This window comes from Bacillus sp. FSL R9-9530 (assembly GCF_038008145.1).
Lineage (GTDB): Bacteria > Bacillota > Bacilli > Bacillales > Bacillaceae_G > Bacillus_A > Bacillus_A mycoides.
This window is the reverse complement of record NZ_JBBOYO010000001.1, coordinates 2,435,150-2,450,688: the sequence shown is the minus strand read 5'-3', so window position 1 is coordinate 2,450,688 and position 15,539 is coordinate 2,435,150. Positions and strand designations below refer to the sequence as shown.

General features: G+C 35.6%; 19 protein-coding genes. 17 read left to right on the top strand and 2 right to left on the bottom strand.

Annotated features, from left to right (window positions below):
* Positions 1 to 39 precede the first annotated feature (39 nt).
* The 8 genes from MKX66_RS12190 to MKX66_RS12155 all read left to right on the top strand — a co-directional run bounded on the left by MKX66_RS12190 (position 40) and on the right by MKX66_RS12155 (position 6,335).
* Positions 40 to 816, top strand: coding sequence for a metallophosphoesterase (locus MKX66_RS12190; RefSeq protein ID WP_002141026.1), 777 nt, complete (start codon positions 40 to 42; stop codon positions 814 to 816).
* The gene (locus MKX66_RS12185; protein WP_002166076.1) at positions 816 to 1,691 is read left to right on the top strand and encodes a MerR family transcriptional regulator; all 876 of its coding nucleotides are present in this window, start codon (positions 816 to 818) and stop codon (positions 1,689 to 1,691) included. The genes MKX66_RS12190 and MKX66_RS12185 overlap by 1 nt, the downstream gene beginning before the upstream one ends.
* 77 nt (positions 1,692 to 1,768) lie before the next feature.
* A complete protein-coding gene (locus tag MKX66_RS12180; protein ID WP_002011786.1) occupies positions 1,769 to 2,377 on the top strand; it encodes a genetic competence negative regulator in 609 nt (202 codons plus the stop codon).
* A gap of 348 nt (positions 2,378 to 2,725) precedes the next feature.
* Positions 2,726 to 4,012, top strand: a complete 1,287-nt coding sequence (gene gudB, locus MKX66_RS12175; protein WP_000225168.1) for an NAD-specific glutamate dehydrogenase — start codon at positions 2,726 to 2,728, stop codon at positions 4,010 to 4,012.
* A gap of 80 nt (positions 4,013 to 4,092) precedes the next feature.
* A complete protein-coding gene (locus MKX66_RS12170) occupies positions 4,093 to 4,302 on the top strand; it encodes a hypothetical protein (protein WP_341086257.1) in 210 nt (69 codons plus the stop codon).
* A 96-nt stretch (positions 4,303 to 4,398) separates the two neighbouring features.
* Positions 4,399 to 4,635, top strand: a complete 237-nt coding sequence (locus tag MKX66_RS12165) for a DUF3961 domain-containing protein (RefSeq protein ID WP_002011789.1) — start codon at positions 4,399 to 4,401, stop codon at positions 4,633 to 4,635.
* A gap of 79 nt (positions 4,636 to 4,714) precedes the next feature.
* A complete protein-coding gene (locus tag MKX66_RS12160; protein WP_002011791.1) occupies positions 4,715 to 5,245 on the top strand; it encodes a peptidoglycan recognition protein family protein in 531 nt (176 codons plus the stop codon).
* A gap of 109 nt (positions 5,246 to 5,354) precedes the next feature.
* Positions 5,355 to 6,335, top strand: a complete 981-nt coding sequence (locus tag MKX66_RS12155) for a YpdA family putative bacillithiol disulfide reductase (protein WP_002030753.1) — start codon at positions 5,355 to 5,357, stop codon at positions 6,333 to 6,335.
* Between the two features lie 34 nt (positions 6,336 to 6,369).
* Here MKX66_RS12155 and ansA read toward each other — a convergent pair whose 3' ends face one another.
* Positions 6,370 to 7,344, bottom strand: coding sequence for an asparaginase (ansA, locus tag MKX66_RS12150; protein WP_002030754.1), 975 nt, complete (start codon positions 7,342 to 7,344; stop codon positions 6,370 to 6,372).
* A 213-nt stretch (positions 7,345 to 7,557) separates the two neighbouring features.
* On the opposite strand from ansA, the gene MKX66_RS12145 reads away from it, so the two are divergent.
* The 5 genes from MKX66_RS12145 to MKX66_RS12125 all read left to right on the top strand — a co-directional run bounded on the left by MKX66_RS12145 (position 7,558) and on the right by MKX66_RS12125 (position 12,022).
* Positions 7,558 to 7,731 carry a DUF5359 family protein gene (locus MKX66_RS12145; protein WP_002135263.1) on the top strand — a complete coding sequence of 58 codons (174 nt, stop codon included), beginning with the start codon at positions 7,558 to 7,560 and terminating at the stop codon, positions 7,729 to 7,731.
* A 130-nt stretch (positions 7,732 to 7,861) separates the two neighbouring features.
* A complete protein-coding gene (gene cmk / locus MKX66_RS12140) occupies positions 7,862 to 8,539 on the top strand; it encodes a (d)CMP kinase (protein ID WP_002011798.1) in 678 nt (225 codons plus the stop codon).
* A gap of 331 nt (positions 8,540 to 8,870) precedes the next feature.
* Positions 8,871 to 10,019: a 30S ribosomal protein S1 gene (gene rpsA / locus MKX66_RS12135; protein ID WP_002126412.1), complete on the top strand. Its 1,149-nt coding sequence runs from the start codon at positions 8,871 to 8,873 to the stop codon at positions 10,017 to 10,019.
* Between the two features lie 12 nt (positions 10,020 to 10,031).
* Positions 10,032 to 11,081 (top strand): type 2 isopentenyl-diphosphate Delta-isomerase, encoded by a 1,050-nt coding sequence (gene fni, locus MKX66_RS12130; RefSeq protein ID WP_215591002.1) that lies wholly within the window; start codon positions 10,032 to 10,034, stop codon positions 11,079 to 11,081.
* A gap of 152 nt (positions 11,082 to 11,233) precedes the next feature.
* Positions 11,234 to 12,022 (top strand): hypothetical protein, encoded by a 789-nt coding sequence (locus MKX66_RS12125; RefSeq protein ID WP_341086255.1) that lies wholly within the window; start codon positions 11,234 to 11,236, stop codon positions 12,020 to 12,022.
* Positions 12,023 to 12,165: 143 nt separating this feature from the next.
* On the opposite strand, the gene MKX66_RS12120 is transcribed toward MKX66_RS12125, so the two are convergent.
* On the bottom strand, positions 12,166 to 12,300 hold the full coding sequence (locus MKX66_RS12120) for a YpzI family protein (protein ID WP_000513901.1): 135 nt from the start codon (positions 12,298 to 12,300) through the stop codon (positions 12,166 to 12,168).
* 117 nt (positions 12,301 to 12,417) lie between these two features.
* Between MKX66_RS12120 and MKX66_RS12115 the strand changes: the two genes are divergently transcribed.
* The 4 genes from MKX66_RS12115 (at position 12,418) to der (ending at position 15,532) form a co-directional block, all read left to right on the top strand.
* Positions 12,418 to 13,029, top strand: coding sequence for a YphA family membrane protein (locus MKX66_RS12115; protein WP_341087644.1), 612 nt, complete (start codon positions 12,418 to 12,420; stop codon positions 13,027 to 13,029).
* Positions 13,022 to 13,915, top strand: coding sequence for a YIEGIA family protein (locus MKX66_RS12110; protein WP_341086252.1), 894 nt, complete (start codon positions 13,022 to 13,024; stop codon positions 13,913 to 13,915). Before MKX66_RS12115 ends, MKX66_RS12110 begins: the two co-directional genes overlap by 8 nt.
* Positions 13,912 to 14,097, top strand: a complete 186-nt coding sequence (locus MKX66_RS12105; RefSeq protein WP_002086624.1) for a capping complex subunit for YIEGIA — start codon at positions 13,912 to 13,914, stop codon at positions 14,095 to 14,097. Before MKX66_RS12110 ends, MKX66_RS12105 begins: the two co-directional genes overlap by 4 nt.
* A 124-nt stretch (positions 14,098 to 14,221) precedes the next feature.
* Positions 14,222 to 15,532: a ribosome biogenesis GTPase Der gene (gene der / locus MKX66_RS12100; protein WP_002011811.1), complete on the top strand. Its 1,311-nt coding sequence runs from the start codon at positions 14,222 to 14,224 to the stop codon at positions 15,530 to 15,532.
* The last annotated feature ends 7 nt before the right edge of the window (positions 15,533 to 15,539 follow it).

Sequence of the window (15,539 nt, the reverse complement as noted above, 5' to 3'; positions counted from 1 at the left end):
TAAGGACTATACTTTACGAGGAGGGAGAGTAAAAAATATATGTCATGGATTATATTATTATGTACTCTCATAAGCATTGGTTTTGTATGTCTTCTTGGAATGTATAAAGAAGCGATGCGTAATACAGTGTTGGAACATACTTTAGTATTCGAAGAATTTCCGGAAAGTTTTCAAAAAGTTAAAGTTTTTTTTATTTCGGATATTCATAGAAGGATCATTTCTAGCTCGCTAATTGAACGAGTGAAAGGAAAAGCAGATATCGTAATTATTGGCGGTGATTTAGCTGAAAAAGGAGTACCTTTATCGCAAATCGCTTTAAATATTCAAAAGTTAAGAGAAATAGCCCCTGTATATTTTGTATGGGGAAATAATGACTATGAAATTGAGTATCACGAATTAGATGCTTTATTAATAGAAAATAATGTGAAGGTATTAGATAATACAAGAGTTGTATTTGAGTCTGAATTAGGAGAGAAAATTTGCTTACTCGGTATCGATGATGTTGGATTAGAACGAGATCGTTTAGATTTAGCGTTGTCTGATTGTAAAGAAGAAGGTTTTCGCATTTTAATTAGTCACAATCCAGATATAATAAAGAAAATGTCTGGTAATGAACAAATTTCGCTCGTATTAAGTGGACATACACATGGAGGCCAGATTCGGTTGTTTCCATCTGAAAAGTATTTAAAGGGTGGCGTATATAAGCATTCTAATACGACTCTCTTTGTTAGTAATGGGTATGGAACAACATTGTTCCCTCTTCGTTTTCGGGCACCTTCCCAAACACATATCATTACGTTATGCGGAGGGAAATAATGCCGAATTCAAATGGAAAATATAATATAAAAGCTGTCTCAAATATACTCGGAATTCAACCGAGTACACTTCGCGCATGGGAAAGACGCTATCATATTATTGCCCCAAAGAGAAATCGTGCGGGGCATCGTTTATATACAGAAGAGCATATTCATATTTTGAAATGGTTAATGAACAAAGTTTCTGAGGGGATGATGATTGGACAAGCAGTTCAGTTATTAGAAGGGAATCGGTTGCAGAACAACGTTCAAAAAGAAAAAATTACTGATACAGAAGTTGTTTTAGTGGACGATATACTACAAGCTTTGTTAGAATTTGATGAAATTACAATTTCTGCATTATTAAACGAGGTTTTTAGTATATATTCAACGGAAAAGGTTGTTGCAAGCATCATTCTTCAAGTGGCAAACAAGTTGTTAACTTTAAAAAGTAATAATGAGATTACAATGTCGCAATTCAAATATGTTGTATCATTCTTACAAACACGTTTAGGAATGATCTATCATAATGCGTCGGTGTATTCTTCCGTTAACAAAGTTTTCGTTTTAGAAAATAATATATTAAAAGGATTTATTTTCGCGACGTATTTACGACTAAAAGGATATCAAACAATGTATATGGGGACAAGTTTAGATGAAGAAGGTATTTTACTAGCTATTGAACAATTACAACCTAAATATTTGTTTATATCTTTTGATGATGAACGAGAACTTGAAGAGGCAGTAGAATTTATTGACTTGTTGCAAGAAAAAAATGAAAACATCTCTGGTGGTTTTATAGGAAGAAAAGGCATTGGAGATCAATTAAATCTTCAAAATATCCTAATTGGTAACACGAAAGAAGAATGGGATGGATGGTTAAAGATGTCGGAATAGTCGTTCGAAAAGAACCATCTATTTTCTATTTCATATAATAAAAATTAGATGCAATGGTTACGTAGGGAGGGTATGAGATGAGACTGGAACGTTTAAATTATAATAAGATTAAAATTTTCCTAACATTTGATGATTTATCTGAACGAGGATTAACGAAAGAAGATTTGTGGAGAAATGCACCGAAAGTACAGCAACTATTCCGTGATATGATGCAAGAAGCAAATACAGAATTAGGGTTTGAAGCGGATGGACCGATTGCTGTTGAAGTATTTTCTCTACAAGCTCAAGGTATGGTTGTAATTGTAACAAAAGAAAATCACGAAGTGGACACAGAAGATGAGTTCCGTGACGAGTTTATTGAAATGCAAGTGACTCTTGATGAAAGTGAACATATACTTTACGAGTTTGCTACATTAGATGATGTAATCAATTTGTCAAATCGCTTATATAACCTTGGTGTAACTGATGGGAAGTTGTATACGTGGGATGATCGTTTTTATCTTTGGATAGAAGAAGAAGAGCAATTTCAATTATTGAAGGCGGATTTTATAGCTATTTTAGCGGAGTACGGTAATCCGTCAACAGCAACAATTTACCGCGTAATGGAATATGGTAAAGAATTAATGGATTCTCAAGCGATTGAACAAATATACAATTACTTTGTGAAAAAACAAAACCTCAGCTAATGTAACGTAGCTTGAGGTTTTATTTTTATTCAGCTGAAAATCTAAAATCTATAAAACGAAGTGTAGGTAACAAGACTAGCCGATCTGTATGTTAAAATGTAATCAGTATTTCTTGATGAAATAATGGTTTTATCGAATGTATTTTGATGAAAATAAAAAATATTTAAATATTTAAGTATTTTACTTTTCTAAAAGCAATAAAAGGACTATAATAATAGTGAAAACGCTTGCAATACAAAATAGTTTGTATATATTTGTTAGCGTTTTCTATTGCATTCCAAATTTAACGGTGTATACTAGGCAATGAAGGTTTACTAAACAAGTGAAATTACAGGGGGTTTACTTACTATGGTAGCCGAAAAGGGAACTCAAACGAAAACACAACAACAAGGGGAACAACATTTTGAATTGTTAAATTCAACACAAATTGTAATTAATGAAGCATTAGAAAAATTGGGTTATCCAAACGAAGTATATGAATTATTGAAAGAACCAATTCGTATGATGACAGTGAAAATTCCAGTTCGTATGGATGACGGGACTGTTAAAATATTTACAGGATATCGTGCACAACATAATGATGCTGTTGGTCCAACGAAAGGTGGAATTCGCTTCCATCCAAACGTAACAGAAAATGAAGTGAAAGCACTTTCTATTTGGATGAGTTTAAAATGTGGTATTGTTGATTTACCATATGGTGGAGGTAAAGGTGGAATCATTTGTGACCCACGTGAGATGTCTTTCCGTGAATTAGAAAGATTAAGCCGCGGTTATGTACGAGCAATTAGCCAAATTGTTGGTCCGACAAAAGATATTCCGGCTCCAGATGTATTTACAAACTCACAAATTATGGCATGGATGATGGATGAGTATAGCCGTATCGATGAATTTAATTCACCAGGATTTATTACAGGTAAACCACTTGTATTAGGTGGATCACACGGACGTGAAACAGCGACTGCAAAAGGTGTAACAATTTGTATTCGTGAAGCTGCGAAAAAACGTGACATTGATATTAAAGGTGCACGCGTTGTTGTTCAAGGATTTGGTAATGCGGGTAGCTTCTTAGCTAAATTTATGCATGATGCAGGCGCGAAAGTAATTGCAATTTCAGATGCTTACGGTGCATTACATGATCCGAATGGATTAGATATTGACTACTTACTAGATCGTCGCGATAGCTTCGGTACTGTAACAAAACTATTTAATAATACAATTTCAAATACAGAACTGTTAGAACTTGATTGCGACATTTTAGTTCCTGCTGCAATTGAGAACCAAATTACAGAAGAAAATGCTGATAAGATTAAAGCGAAAATTGTGGTTGAAGCTGCAAATGGTCCAACTACATTAGAAGCAACAAAAATCTTAACAGATCGTGGTATCTTACTTGTTCCAGACGTATTAGCAAGTGCTGGTGGCGTTACGGTATCTTACTTTGAGTGGGTACAAAATAACCAAGGTTACTACTGGACTGAAGAAGAAGTAGAACAACGTTTAGAAAAAGTAATGGTAAAATCATTCGATTCAATTTATGAAACATCACAAGTTCGTAAAGTGAACATGCGCTTAGCTGCATACATGATTGGTGTTCGTAAAATGGCTGAGGCTAGTCGCTTCAGAGGTTGGGTATAATATATAATGTTTTGAGAAAACGTGATTTCCTTTCGAGGGAATCGCGTTTTTTTGTTGAAGTATTAAATGAGGTGTTGTATATGGGGAATGAAATAATGGAACGAGTAGACCAATTAGAAGAAAAGGTTAAGGTGTTAGAGGGTGAACTTGCAAGAGCTAAGAGAGCCCGAAAAACAAGTGTCGTTCGGGTGTTCGGCGAAGGATTATTGTTTTTAATATTTGGTGCAGTTGTAGTTGGAACAATTATCGCGTTTATATTCACAATTATTACTTGGTTTGGTGAAAAATAGAATAAAAAATAAAAAAAAGAACGCTTGTTCCACACGAACAAACGTGCTATACTTTCCTTAGATAAGCAAAACGGAAATGATTTTAAGGAGAGATAAATGATGAAAATGACAGTAGACCAAAGATTTATGATGCCAGCAGATGTTGTAGAACGAGTGGAAGTATTACGAAACAAACAAAGCAAGCGTGGCACATTATTACAATCGGTAAATAAATTTTTCGGTTTAGATACGAAAGAAGATTGTATTTGGTTTTACGGTTTTTACGGAGTGGCTGTAAGTATTGTATTATTTATGGTATTCACATCAAATATTTTCGATGTTCTCTTCGCATAAGAAATATGCCATAAGGACATTGCCACCGAATACATATATAAGGAAGTAAGGTAATTTTTTAGAGCGGGAGTTGGTAGTAATGGCGATGTTCCCTATAGAGCGTAACTATATTGGGTATGGAAATTCACGACCAGGAATTCCTCTTTCAAAAGTAAGATTTATTGTAAGTCATGACACGGGGAACCCTGGTAGCAATGCGATAGGAAATCGGGATTACTTTAATGAAATACAACCGAAAGCTTCAGCGCATACATTTATTGATGATAAAACAATATTAGAAATTGTCCCTATAAATGAAGTTGCGTACCATGTTCGATACAATGTGCCAACGGATAATGAGTTATTCGGTTATGATGCGAATAAGGCTGCAATTGGGGTTGAACTTTGCTATGGTGGCGACGTAAACTTTTGGGAGGCGTATACTCGTTTTACGTGGTATCACGCTTATTTATGTCAAAATTTCGGTTTAAATCCTAAAAAGGCTATTGTGTCACACAAAACGTTGGATCCTACTCGGAAAATCGATCCTGAGAATGTATTAGGGCAACAAGGAATTAAATTTCAGCAGTTTTTAGCAGATGTCTATCGGATGTATGTTTCGTTTAGATGACAAATATATGAAAAATGAATACAATAAAGATAGATGCCTACTGCTGTAAGTAGGTTTTTTCTTGTTTATATAAATAGAGCAGAGGTAGAAGACTAGGAGTGAACTAAGTATGCAAAAAGAAACAGTTATTATTATCGGAGGCGGTCCATGCGGATTAGCAGCGGCGATTTCGTTGCAAAAAGTGGGGTTAAATCCGTTAGTAATCGAAAAAGGAAACATTGTAAATGCAATTTATAATTATCCAACTCATCAAACATTTTTCTCCTCTAGTGAAAAATTAGAAATTGGTGAAGTTGCTTTTATTACAGAAAATCGTAAGCCATTTCGTAATCAGGCGCTTGCGTATTATCGTGAAGTAGTAAAGCGTAAATCTATACGTGTAAATGCATTTGAACGAGTGGAACAAGTTCAAAAAGATGGTGATGTTTTTAAAGTTGAAACGACGAAGCGTGACGGAAACAAAGAAATATATGTTGCGAAATACATTGTTGTCGCAACTGGATATTATGATAATCCGAATTATATGAATGTACCTGGTGAGAAACTTGAGAAAGTAGCTCATTATTTCAAAGAAGGACACCCTTATTTTGATCGAGATGTCGTTGTAATAGGTGGTAAAAATTCAAGTATAGATGCAGCGTTAGAGCTTGTTAAATCGGGTGCACGTGTAACAGTTCTATACCGTGGTGGGGAATACTCGCCAAGTATTAAGCCGTGGATTTTGCCGGAATTTGAGGCGTTAGTACGAAATGGGACAATTCAAATGCATTTCCATGCGCATGTAAAAGAAATTACTGAGCATACGTTGACGTATACAGTAGATGGTGAGGCAAATACAATTCAAAACGATTTTGTATTTGCTATGACGGGTTACCATCCAGACCACAGCTTCTTAACAAAAATGGGAGTTCGGATTGATGAAGAAACAGGGCGCCCGATTTATATAGAGGGTAGTATGGAAACAAACGCTGAAAATATTTTTATTGCAGGTGTAATTGCTGCGGGGAATAACGCAAATGAAATATTTATCGAGAACGGTAGATTCCATGGAGATGCGATTGCGCAAACCATTGCATCAAGAGAAGAATAAAAAGAAGCTGTCGAAATCTTCGACAGCTTCTTTTTTAATCGTGCATAAACATATGTTGGATTGTTTCGTGAGAGTTTGTGTTTTCTAGTGCGACTAGTAATTTAATTCGCGCCTTTTGAGCGTTTAAACCGTAGGTGAAAACAATGCCCATATCTTTTAATTGTTTTCCGCCACCTTCATAAGAGTATACGTCTTGAACGATACCGTTAAAGCAGCGTGAAACTAATACAATTGGAATGCCTTTTTCTATTAATCGCCCTAGACTAGGAAGTGTTCTTGGAGGTAAATTACCTTGTCCAAGTGCTTCAATAACAATTCCGTCTACTGGTAGTGTTTCGATTGCTGATAATAATGTATCATCCATACCTGCGTATGCTTTTAGAACGACAACGTTTTTAGAAATCTGTCGTACTGTGCATGTTTCGTGATGCACTAAAGCATGATGGAAAACAACACCACGTTTTGTTACCATGCCGATTGGTCCGTACTGTGGACTTTGGAATGTCGCGACATTACTTGTGTGCGTTTTTGTTACATTTGTAGCACAATGTATTTCGTCATTTAATACGACTAGAACGCCTTTTTCAGCAGCTTCATTACTACTAGCAACTTTTACAGCTGATAAGAAATTATATAGACCATCGGCACCTAATTCATTACTAGAACGCATTGCCCCTGTCACAACGATTGGGATAGTTGCTTGAACTGTTAAATCAAGAAAATAAGCTGTCTCTTCTAATGTATCGGTACCATGCGTGATGACTACGCCGTGAATATCGTCTTGTTTTACTCTTTCGTCAATGATGACTTGCAATTGTAGCATTTCGCTAGGAGTCATGTGAGGAGATGGAAGATGGAACACATCTTCGACAATTAAATCAACATCGCCTTCTAAATCAGGAATGAATTTTAAAAGAGGATTCTTTTTACCTGGTTGTACGACCCCAGTTTCTTTATCTTCCTCCATTGCAATTGTTCCACCTGTGTGTAAAACTAGGATTCTTTTCAATGCTTATACCCCTTTCAAGTTGAAAAATACATTTAGAACATAACATGTTTTGAGTAAATTCGACAATGAAAATGTATAAAAGTATGCTTAGAAAATGACAATAAAATAAATTACCTTAAGTGTGCTCCGGTAAGTGGTTATTAGGTTAGGTTTTGTTTATGGAAATTTATGAGAGTGGATGTGTAAGTGTAGAGAGGGAAGGAGTGAGTTTTTTTGAAAAAAGTGGAGAAAATTATAATTCGTATATTACTGATTCAATTTATTTTTCTTTCTGTCGTCCAACTGCTTTTTATACATAAATCTTCAGTGAAATATTTATCGAAAATTGTTTATTACGAAGGTGTCGTCACGAAAAATAAGGCGGAAATCTTACAGGTGAATAAGTAGTTTTCATTTTCTTCTATGATGGATTATGCTACAATTATTGAGGATTTAATGACGTGAGGCAAATGAGAAGAAGCAGGGGGAAAATACCTGCTTTTCGTTTTGTTTTATAAGTGAAAAATGAGGTGTTACAATGGATAAACGAATTTCGATTGCTATAGATGGTCCAGCGGCTGCTGGGAAAAGTACAGTGGCAAAAGTTGTTGCAAAAAAACTTTCATATGTTTACATTGATACAGGCGCAATGTACCGTACTATTACATATGCAGCCCTTGAACAAAAAGTGGATATTGAAAATGAAGAAAAGTTAATGGAAGTTGTAAAAAATGTAAATATTGAATTTCAGCAAGGGGAAAATACACAACTTGTATTTTTAAATGGACAAGATGTTTCTGAAGTGATTCGTACGCCAGATGTGACGAATCGTGTATCTATTGTAGCAAAGCATCGTCTTGTTCGTGAAGAAATGGTACGTCGTCAACAAGGATTAGCTAAAAAAGGCGGCGTAGTAATGGATGGCCGTGATATTGGTACACATGTACTACCGGATGCTGAAGTGAAAATCTTTATGCTTGCTTCTGTAGAAGAAAGAGCGGAAAGAAGACATTTAGAAAATATGAATAAAGGTTTCGATTCTAATTTAGAGCAGTTAAGAGAAGAAATTGCTAGGCGTGATAAATTAGATTCAGAACGCGAAGTTTCTCCTTTGAAAAAAGCTGATGATGCATTGGAATTAGATACAACTTCTTTATCAATTGAAGAAGTTGTCCAAAAAATTATGGGTATTGTTTCAGGAGTATTTGCGAAATAAAGAAAGAGGACTATCCTCTTTCTTTTTTTTTTTTTGAAATGTAAAGGATAAGTGAATTATAAGTCTCTTTTCTTGACAAATGGGCTAATTTGTAAGAAGTTAGTTACATAGGGGAAAAAATGTCAGAATATATTCGCTATTATATTTCAAATCATACTTTCTTCAAGATGATTTTGCTGTATACTATTTATATAGATTTAATATAGTTTCTTGTGAACTGTATTGAAACAGAATATGTGATGATAAATTCTTAAACATGCAAATGAAAACATTTGTTTTCATTTCGTATATACATAAAAATGCTTTGTCAATTCTGTAGGGAGGTATTTCCATGGTAGAGAAAATGAATGAAGAAGTTATGAATTCAAAAGAATTACAAGTTGGTGACGTTGTTACAGGTTCTGTAACGAAAGTTGAAGAGAAACAAGTTCTTGTAAATGTTGGATACAAAACAGATGGCGTAATTCCGATTAGTGAATTAGCTAACGTTCATATTGAAAAAGCAAGCGATGTTGTAGAATTAGATCAAACACTTGAATTGAAAATTATTAAATTAGAAGATGATGATCTTGTTTTATCTAAGAGAGCTGTTGACGCAGAAAAAGCGTGGGTAGAATTACAAGAAAAATTTAATTCTGGTCATGTATTTGATGTTATTGTAAAAGATATCGTGAATGGTGGGTTAGTTGTGGACCTTGGTGTTCGTGGTTTTATCCCAGCTTCACTTGTAGAAGTACATTATGTAGAAGACTTTGCTGACTATAAAGGAAAAACATTAGCGGTGAAAATTGTTGAATTAGACCGTGAAAAAAATCGTGTTATTCTTTCACATAAAGCGGTAGTAGAACTAGAACTAGATTCTAAGAAAAAAGAAGCAATCTCTTCGTTAAAAGAAGGGGACATTGTTGAAGGAACAGTACAACGATTAACGGATTTTGGTGCTTTCGTTAACGTTGGTGGTGTGGACGGTTTAGTTCACATTTCACAAATTTCACACGAACGTGTAGAGCAACCTTCTGAGGTATTAGAGCAAGGTCAAAAGGTAAAGGTAAAAGTGTTATCTGTTGATGCTGATACGCAACGTATTTCTTTATCAATTAAAGCAGCTCAGCCAGGACCTTGGGAAAATGTTGCTGGCGAAATAAAAGCTGGAGATATTCGTGAGGGAGTAGTAAAACGCCTTGTTACATTCGGTGCGTTTGTTGAAATTTTACCTGGTGTTGAAGGGCTTGTACATGTATCTCAAATTGCAAATCGTCACGTGAAAAATCCAAATGAAGTATTGGAAATGGGACAAGAAGTAAAAGTGAAAGTACTTGAAGTCCATGTAGCAGAAAAACGTATTTCTTTAAGCATAAAAGAAACGCTTGAAGAAAATAATGTAACAGAAGATTATAGCCAATATGAGCCAAATGCTGATTCGGCTACTTTCCAGTTAAGTGATATTATTGGTGAACAACTGAAAAAATTAAAGAAATAATGAGGGGTACAAGTGGTAAGGGCAAAACGTAAATTAGATCATATTGAATATGCTCTTTCTACTGGTCAGTCTCGTACGCATGGCTTTCATGATATTGATTTTGTGCATCAAAGCTTGCCAAATTCAAGTTATGACACTATAACATGTGAAACAAAAATCGGCGAACTTTCACTAAGTTCGCCGATTTTTATCAATGCGATGACTGGTGGTGGAGGAGAGCAAACATTACATGTTAATGAGCAATTAGCATATGTAGCGAAACATCATAACCTTGCTATGGCTGTAGGATCGCAAATGGCAGCTTTAAAAGATGAAAGTGAATCGGCTTCGTATAAAGTTGTTAGGAAAGTAAATCCGAATGGGATTTTTTTCGCAAACTTAGGAAGTGAGGCAACTGTCGAACAGGCAGAGCGTGCCGTTGATATGATTGAAGCGAATGCACTGCAAATTCATTTAAATGTCATACAGGAGTTAACGATGCCAGAAGGAGACCGTGATTTTACTGGTGTACTTCAGCGGATTGAGAAAATAGTTTTAAAAAGTAAAGTACCTGTCATCGTAAAAGAAGTCGGTTTTGGAATGAGTAAGGAAACAGTACAACAGTTAGCGAATATAGGTATAACAGCAATTGATATTGGCGGACAAGGTGGTACGAATTTTGCTGCTGTTGAAAATGAAAGAAGACAGCGAATGCTTTCTTATTTTAATAACTGGGGCATACAAACAGCTACCTCGATTATTGAAGCAACCTCTACAAATAATAACCTCTCTTTTATTGCATCTGGGGGTATACAAACAGCACTTGACGTGGCGAAGGCAATCGCATTAGGAGCGAATACAACTGCGTTTGCTGGATACTTTTTACGTATTTTAATGCAAGATGGCGTTGAGAATTTAGTGGATGAAATTGATCTTTTACATACAGATTTAAAATTTATTATGACAGCTCTTGGCGTGAAGACGATAGAAGAGTTACAATCTGTACCTCTTGTTGTAAAAGGTGAAACGTACCATTGGTTAGCGCAGCGAGGGATTGACACTGCACATTATAGTAGGCGATGAAAAATCAACTATCCGGTTGATTTTTTTGCGTTTTATTTTCGTAAAATGAAGAGGGAGGGCGAGAAGTTATCGTTCTATATAATTCTATAAATGGAAAAAAAGAGAGAATTTACATTATAATAAAAGTATATATAAATATCGTGCGGAAAAACATGGTAAAAGTAAGAAAGTATTCTTCTCTATATAGCTGGTTAGCGATAAAACAAGATAAGAGATTGCTATTTAATAGTCAAAAGAAACAAGGAAAAATTTACGATAATTTAGGGGATGAGGATGTTAATAAAAAAGGAGATAATGTATCTTCAAATAGTAAAAATACAATAGGACGCATTACATATAATAGTGAAGATGTTAACATCCATGCACGAAATATAAGAGAAGATACAGCGGTTTCTGGATATAATAAAAAGGTTGAAATTTCATTAACTTCAAATGTAAGAGAAGGAGATTCTAGTTCAACAACAGCACAATCAGCAATTAAAACGGCGAATATTGCAATCGCAGTCGGGAATAAATTGTATAGGAATCCAACGGTGAATGCAGGAAGTGGAATAGAAGCACTAATTTTGCCAAGGGAATTAGGAGAAGACAAAAATCCATCGGAAGATTCGTATGCAATTTATTATTTTAATATACCAAATGAAGTGAGTTTAAGTAATGCTGAAGTAGTATTACTTTCTGATCAAGGATATACCATTGTGAGTAGGGAAATTAAAGGAGAAAAAGAAGATATTGTAGGTGCGAAAAAAGAGGTTGAGCGAAAGTTAAATGAGATAGGAGAGACAGATTATGTACGTGTAGAGGTAAAGAGTAAAAATCCTTCTCTACATACGTATTATGTTATTACATATTCTAAAAAACCAACAGGTGTAGTTACGATTGATGCCTCGTTGAGTGATAGGGTTTATAATGCGAAAACAAAAGAATTATATTACGAGTAGAAATAAATAAAATAATTGTGTAAAAAGACGGTTTCGTACAATATCGAAACCGTCTTTTTGTATTGCCTATTTGAGGGCAACTTGATTGGTGTGAGCTAATAATCAGTGGGGATGGATACCCCCCCACTGAGGTTTCACTTTATTCAATGCTGATTCTGCTTTCGAGCTTGCTCCGGTGTATCAAGACTTGTTGCACCGGGATATTGAAGTGATTGGTCGCGATCAGATTCAACGCGGCGTGATTCTCTTAGTTTTCGTTCTTGGCGATCTTTACCCATTGTGAGTTACACCTCCTTATTAAAAGTTTTGCTGTTATGAGAAAAACTATGCACAAAGAAAAGGAGGATTAACTTTCATAAAAAGTTCCCATAATGGAAATCATAGGAGGTGAAATGATGGATGGGAGTACTTTTTATTTTGTTGCTTGGATAGGGTGGATTGCCGTGACCTTTTTTATGAAAAAGGAATCTATTCGTTGGAAGATAAGTGCTTGTATATTAATTTTTATTATTTGTTCTCCGTTAAATGTGACGATTGCTTCTTTCACGATATCGGTAAATGCCCTTTTGCTTTGTATTATTTCTTTTGTAGGTATCGCGTTATATTCTATTTGGAAAAAATTATATACCTTACTTTCGGCACTTATTATTGCAATGTTATATACAAGTTTTCATTTGTTAGAAGTATATGATCCAATTTGGATTGTGGTTGATAGGTTGTTGCTGTTAAGTGGTGCACTTGTGTATGCATCGGTTTTATTGCACGGGGATCGCATATTACGATTATGCTCCTTATATATAGGGATGTTACAAGGAGAATTATTGGTGACGCTGATTTTTCGTAAATTACATTTTCCTTATGAATACGGCAGTTTAGCTTTTTTAGATATTGCTGCTGTTTCCACTTTATTTATGGCGATTTTACTTTGGATTACAAAGGCATCGGTATATATGGAACAATTTAAGAGGAAAACACGTAAAAGAAAGGCGAGGGTAATACATGACTGAATATACACCAGCTATTTTATGTGGCGTAATTGCAGGTACAATAACTAGGTTGTTAATGCTTCGTACCGATACGAGGCAATATCCGACGAGGCTTCACGGGAAAATTATTCATATCGCGATGGGATTAATTGCGGCTGCCTTAGGAGCAATTGCGATTCCGTCTGTTTTGAAAAAAGATTTCTCTGCAATTACATTTCTTACGTTAGCAGCGACGCAATTTCGTGATGTGCGCAATATGGAAAGAAATACGCTTCAACAATTAGATGGATATGAGCTCGTACCACGTGGTAATACATACATTGAAGGAATTGCATTAGTATTTGAAAGTCGTAACTACTTGGCGATGTTAACGTCGTTTGTAACAACGTTTGCGTATATAGGATTCGATTCATGGATTGCCGGGGTAATTACTGGTATAGTAAGTTTTTTCATTGCGAAAAAATTAATGTCAGGTAAAAGACTTCATGACCTTGTAGAAATAGAGAACGTTCCACTTCGTTTTGAAGGAGCGGGACTTTATATTGATAATATTTACATTATGAATATTGGATTGCCAGCAAGGCAAGAAGAAATTATGAAATATGGAATGGGATTTATTTTAAAACCGAAATCGATAGATGCGATGGTTACAATCTCAAACTTAGGACAACGGCAAGCTATTTTACATGATGTTTCGGTTGCTTTAGGAATATATAGAGATTCTGGAACGCCGGCACTTGTACCGTTAGCGAAGCGTGATTTAGAGGATGGGAGAGTTGGGATTTTTGTTCTGCCGCAAGATCAAGATGCAGAAAAAGCGATAGGGGTAATCGGAAATGTACCAACATTAGAGAGTGCTGTTCATATGTCATCAGAAGCTCCGAAAGGAAGGGGAGATAAGAGATGATGTTAGAAAGTGTTATTCTCGCAGTCATTACAACAACGCCAGAGAAATTTGCAGGTGGTGCCCCTTTATTTATTTGCGAGTCGACAGAGGAACTGGAATTTGTTGCAAATAATTTAGAGGCTATTTTAGATGGTATTGCACATCGCTTACAAGATAATGTATATATTATTGTGAAACATTAGTAACGTGTGGTATAATGTGAGGTGTTTTGATACGTTGAGAAATATTCTGGAATGCAAATCCCTTCTTGCACAAAGAAGGGTTTTTTACATAATAAACAGAAGCAAGTTGAAAGGATGAAAGTATATGCCGAAACCAGTAATAGCGATAGTAGGCCGCCCGAACGTAGGGAAATCTACTATTTTCAATAGAATTGTTGGAGAAAGAGTTTCAATCGTAGAAGATATACCAGGTATAACGCGAGACCGTATTTATAGTGCGGGAGAATGGTTAAATCATGAGTTTAACATTATTGATACAGGTGGAATTGATATTGGAGACGAGCCGTTCTTGACACAAATTCGTCAACAGGCGGAAGTAGCGATTGATGAAGCAGATGTTATCATTTTTATGACGAATGGTCGCGATGGTGTAACTGCAGCAGATGAAGAAGTTGCTAAAATTTTATACCGTTCTAAAAAACCAATTGTACTTGCGGTAAATAAGGTTGATAATCCAGACATGCGTAGTGATATTTATGATTTTTATGCATTAGGATTTGGCGAGCCATTCCCGATTTCAGGTACACACGGTTTAGGACTTGGTGATTTGTTAGATGAAGCTGCAAATCATTTTCCAAAGATTGAAGAAGAAGCGTATGACGATGAAACAATCCGTTTCTCTTTAATTGGACGTCCAAACGTAGGGAAATCATCACTTGTAAATGCACTTCTTGGTCAAGAACGTGTAATTGTAAGTAATATAGCGGGAACGACACGTGATGCTGTTGATACACCATATAGTAAAGATGATCAAGATTATGTAATCATCGATACAGCTGGTATGCGTAAAAAAGGGAAAGTATACGAAAGTACAGAAAAGTATAGTGTACTTCGTGCACTTAGAGCGATTGAACGTTCTGACGTTGTTTTAGTCGTTTTAGACGGAGAAGAAGGAATTATTGAGCAAGATAAAAAAATCGCTGGATATGCTCATGATTCAGGACGAGCTGTTATTATCGTTGTAAACAAATGGGATGCAGTGAAAAAAGATGAAAAAACAATGAAAGCATTTGAAGAAAACATCCGTGCTCATTTCCAATTTTTAGAGTATGCACCGATTGTATTCTTATCTGCGAAAACGAAAAAGCGTACACAAACGTTATTACCGGTTATCAATGAGGTAAATGAAAGCCATAGCATCCGTGTACAAACGAATGTATTAAATGATGTAATTATGGATGCGGTAGCGATGAATCCAACGCCGACACATAATGGTAGCCGTCTGAAAATCTTCTATGCGACACAGGTTGCGGTAAAACCACCAACATTTGTTATATTTGTAAACGATACAGAATTAATGCACTTTTCATATGAGCGCTTCTTAAAGAACCGTTTACGTGAAGCGTTCGGTTTTGTAGGAACGCCGATTCACATTATCGCTAGAGCAAGAGACTAATGGAGAG

Excerpts from the sequence above, each read along its gene's own strand:
- MKX66_RS12160 (WP_002011791.1), top strand. The coding sequence starts at position 4,715 with ATGGCGATGTTCCCTATAGAGCGTAACTATATTGGGTATGGAAATTCA.
- MKX66_RS12105 (WP_002086624.1), top strand. The coding sequence starts at position 13,912 with ATGATGTTAGAAAGTGTTATTCTCGCAGTCATTACAACAACGCCAGAG.
- der (WP_002011811.1), top strand. The coding sequence starts at position 14,222 with ATGCCGAAACCAGTAATAGCGATAGTAGGCCGCCCGAACGTAGGGAAA.
- MKX66_RS12110 (WP_341086252.1), top strand. The coding sequence starts at position 13,022 with ATGACTGAATATACACCAGCTATTTTATGTGGCGTAATTGCAGGTACA.
- MKX66_RS12120 (WP_000513901.1), bottom strand. The coding sequence starts at position 12,300 with ATGGGTAAAGATCGCCAAGAACGAAAACTAAGAGAATCACGCCGCGTT.
- MKX66_RS12170 (WP_341086257.1), top strand. The coding sequence starts at position 4,093 with ATGGGGAATGAAATAATGGAACGAGTAGACCAATTAGAAGAAAAGGTT.
- MKX66_RS12185 (WP_002166076.1), top strand. The coding sequence starts at position 816 with ATGCCGAATTCAAATGGAAAATATAATATAAAAGCTGTCTCAAATATA.
- MKX66_RS12115 (WP_341087644.1), top strand. The coding sequence starts at position 12,418 with ATGGATGGGAGTACTTTTTATTTTGTTGCTTGGATAGGGTGGATTGCC.
- gudB (WP_000225168.1), top strand. The coding sequence starts at position 2,726 with ATGGTAGCCGAAAAGGGAACTCAAACGAAAACACAACAACAAGGGGAA.
- MKX66_RS12190 (WP_002141026.1), top strand. The coding sequence starts at position 40 with ATGTCATGGATTATATTATTATGTACTCTCATAAGCATTGGTTTTGTA.
- MKX66_RS12155 (WP_002030753.1), top strand. The coding sequence starts at position 5,355 with ATGCAAAAAGAAACAGTTATTATTATCGGAGGCGGTCCATGCGGATTA.
- MKX66_RS12125 (WP_341086255.1), top strand. The coding sequence starts at position 11,234 with ATGGTAAAAGTAAGAAAGTATTCTTCTCTATATAGCTGGTTAGCGATA.
- MKX66_RS12165 (WP_002011789.1), top strand. The coding sequence starts at position 4,399 with ATGATGAAAATGACAGTAGACCAAAGATTTATGATGCCAGCAGATGTT.
- MKX66_RS12180 (WP_002011786.1), top strand. The coding sequence starts at position 1,769 with ATGAGACTGGAACGTTTAAATTATAATAAGATTAAAATTTTCCTAACA.
- cmk (WP_002011798.1), top strand. The coding sequence starts at position 7,862 with ATGGATAAACGAATTTCGATTGCTATAGATGGTCCAGCGGCTGCTGGG.
- rpsA (WP_002126412.1), top strand. The coding sequence starts at position 8,871 with ATGGTAGAGAAAATGAATGAAGAAGTTATGAATTCAAAAGAATTACAA.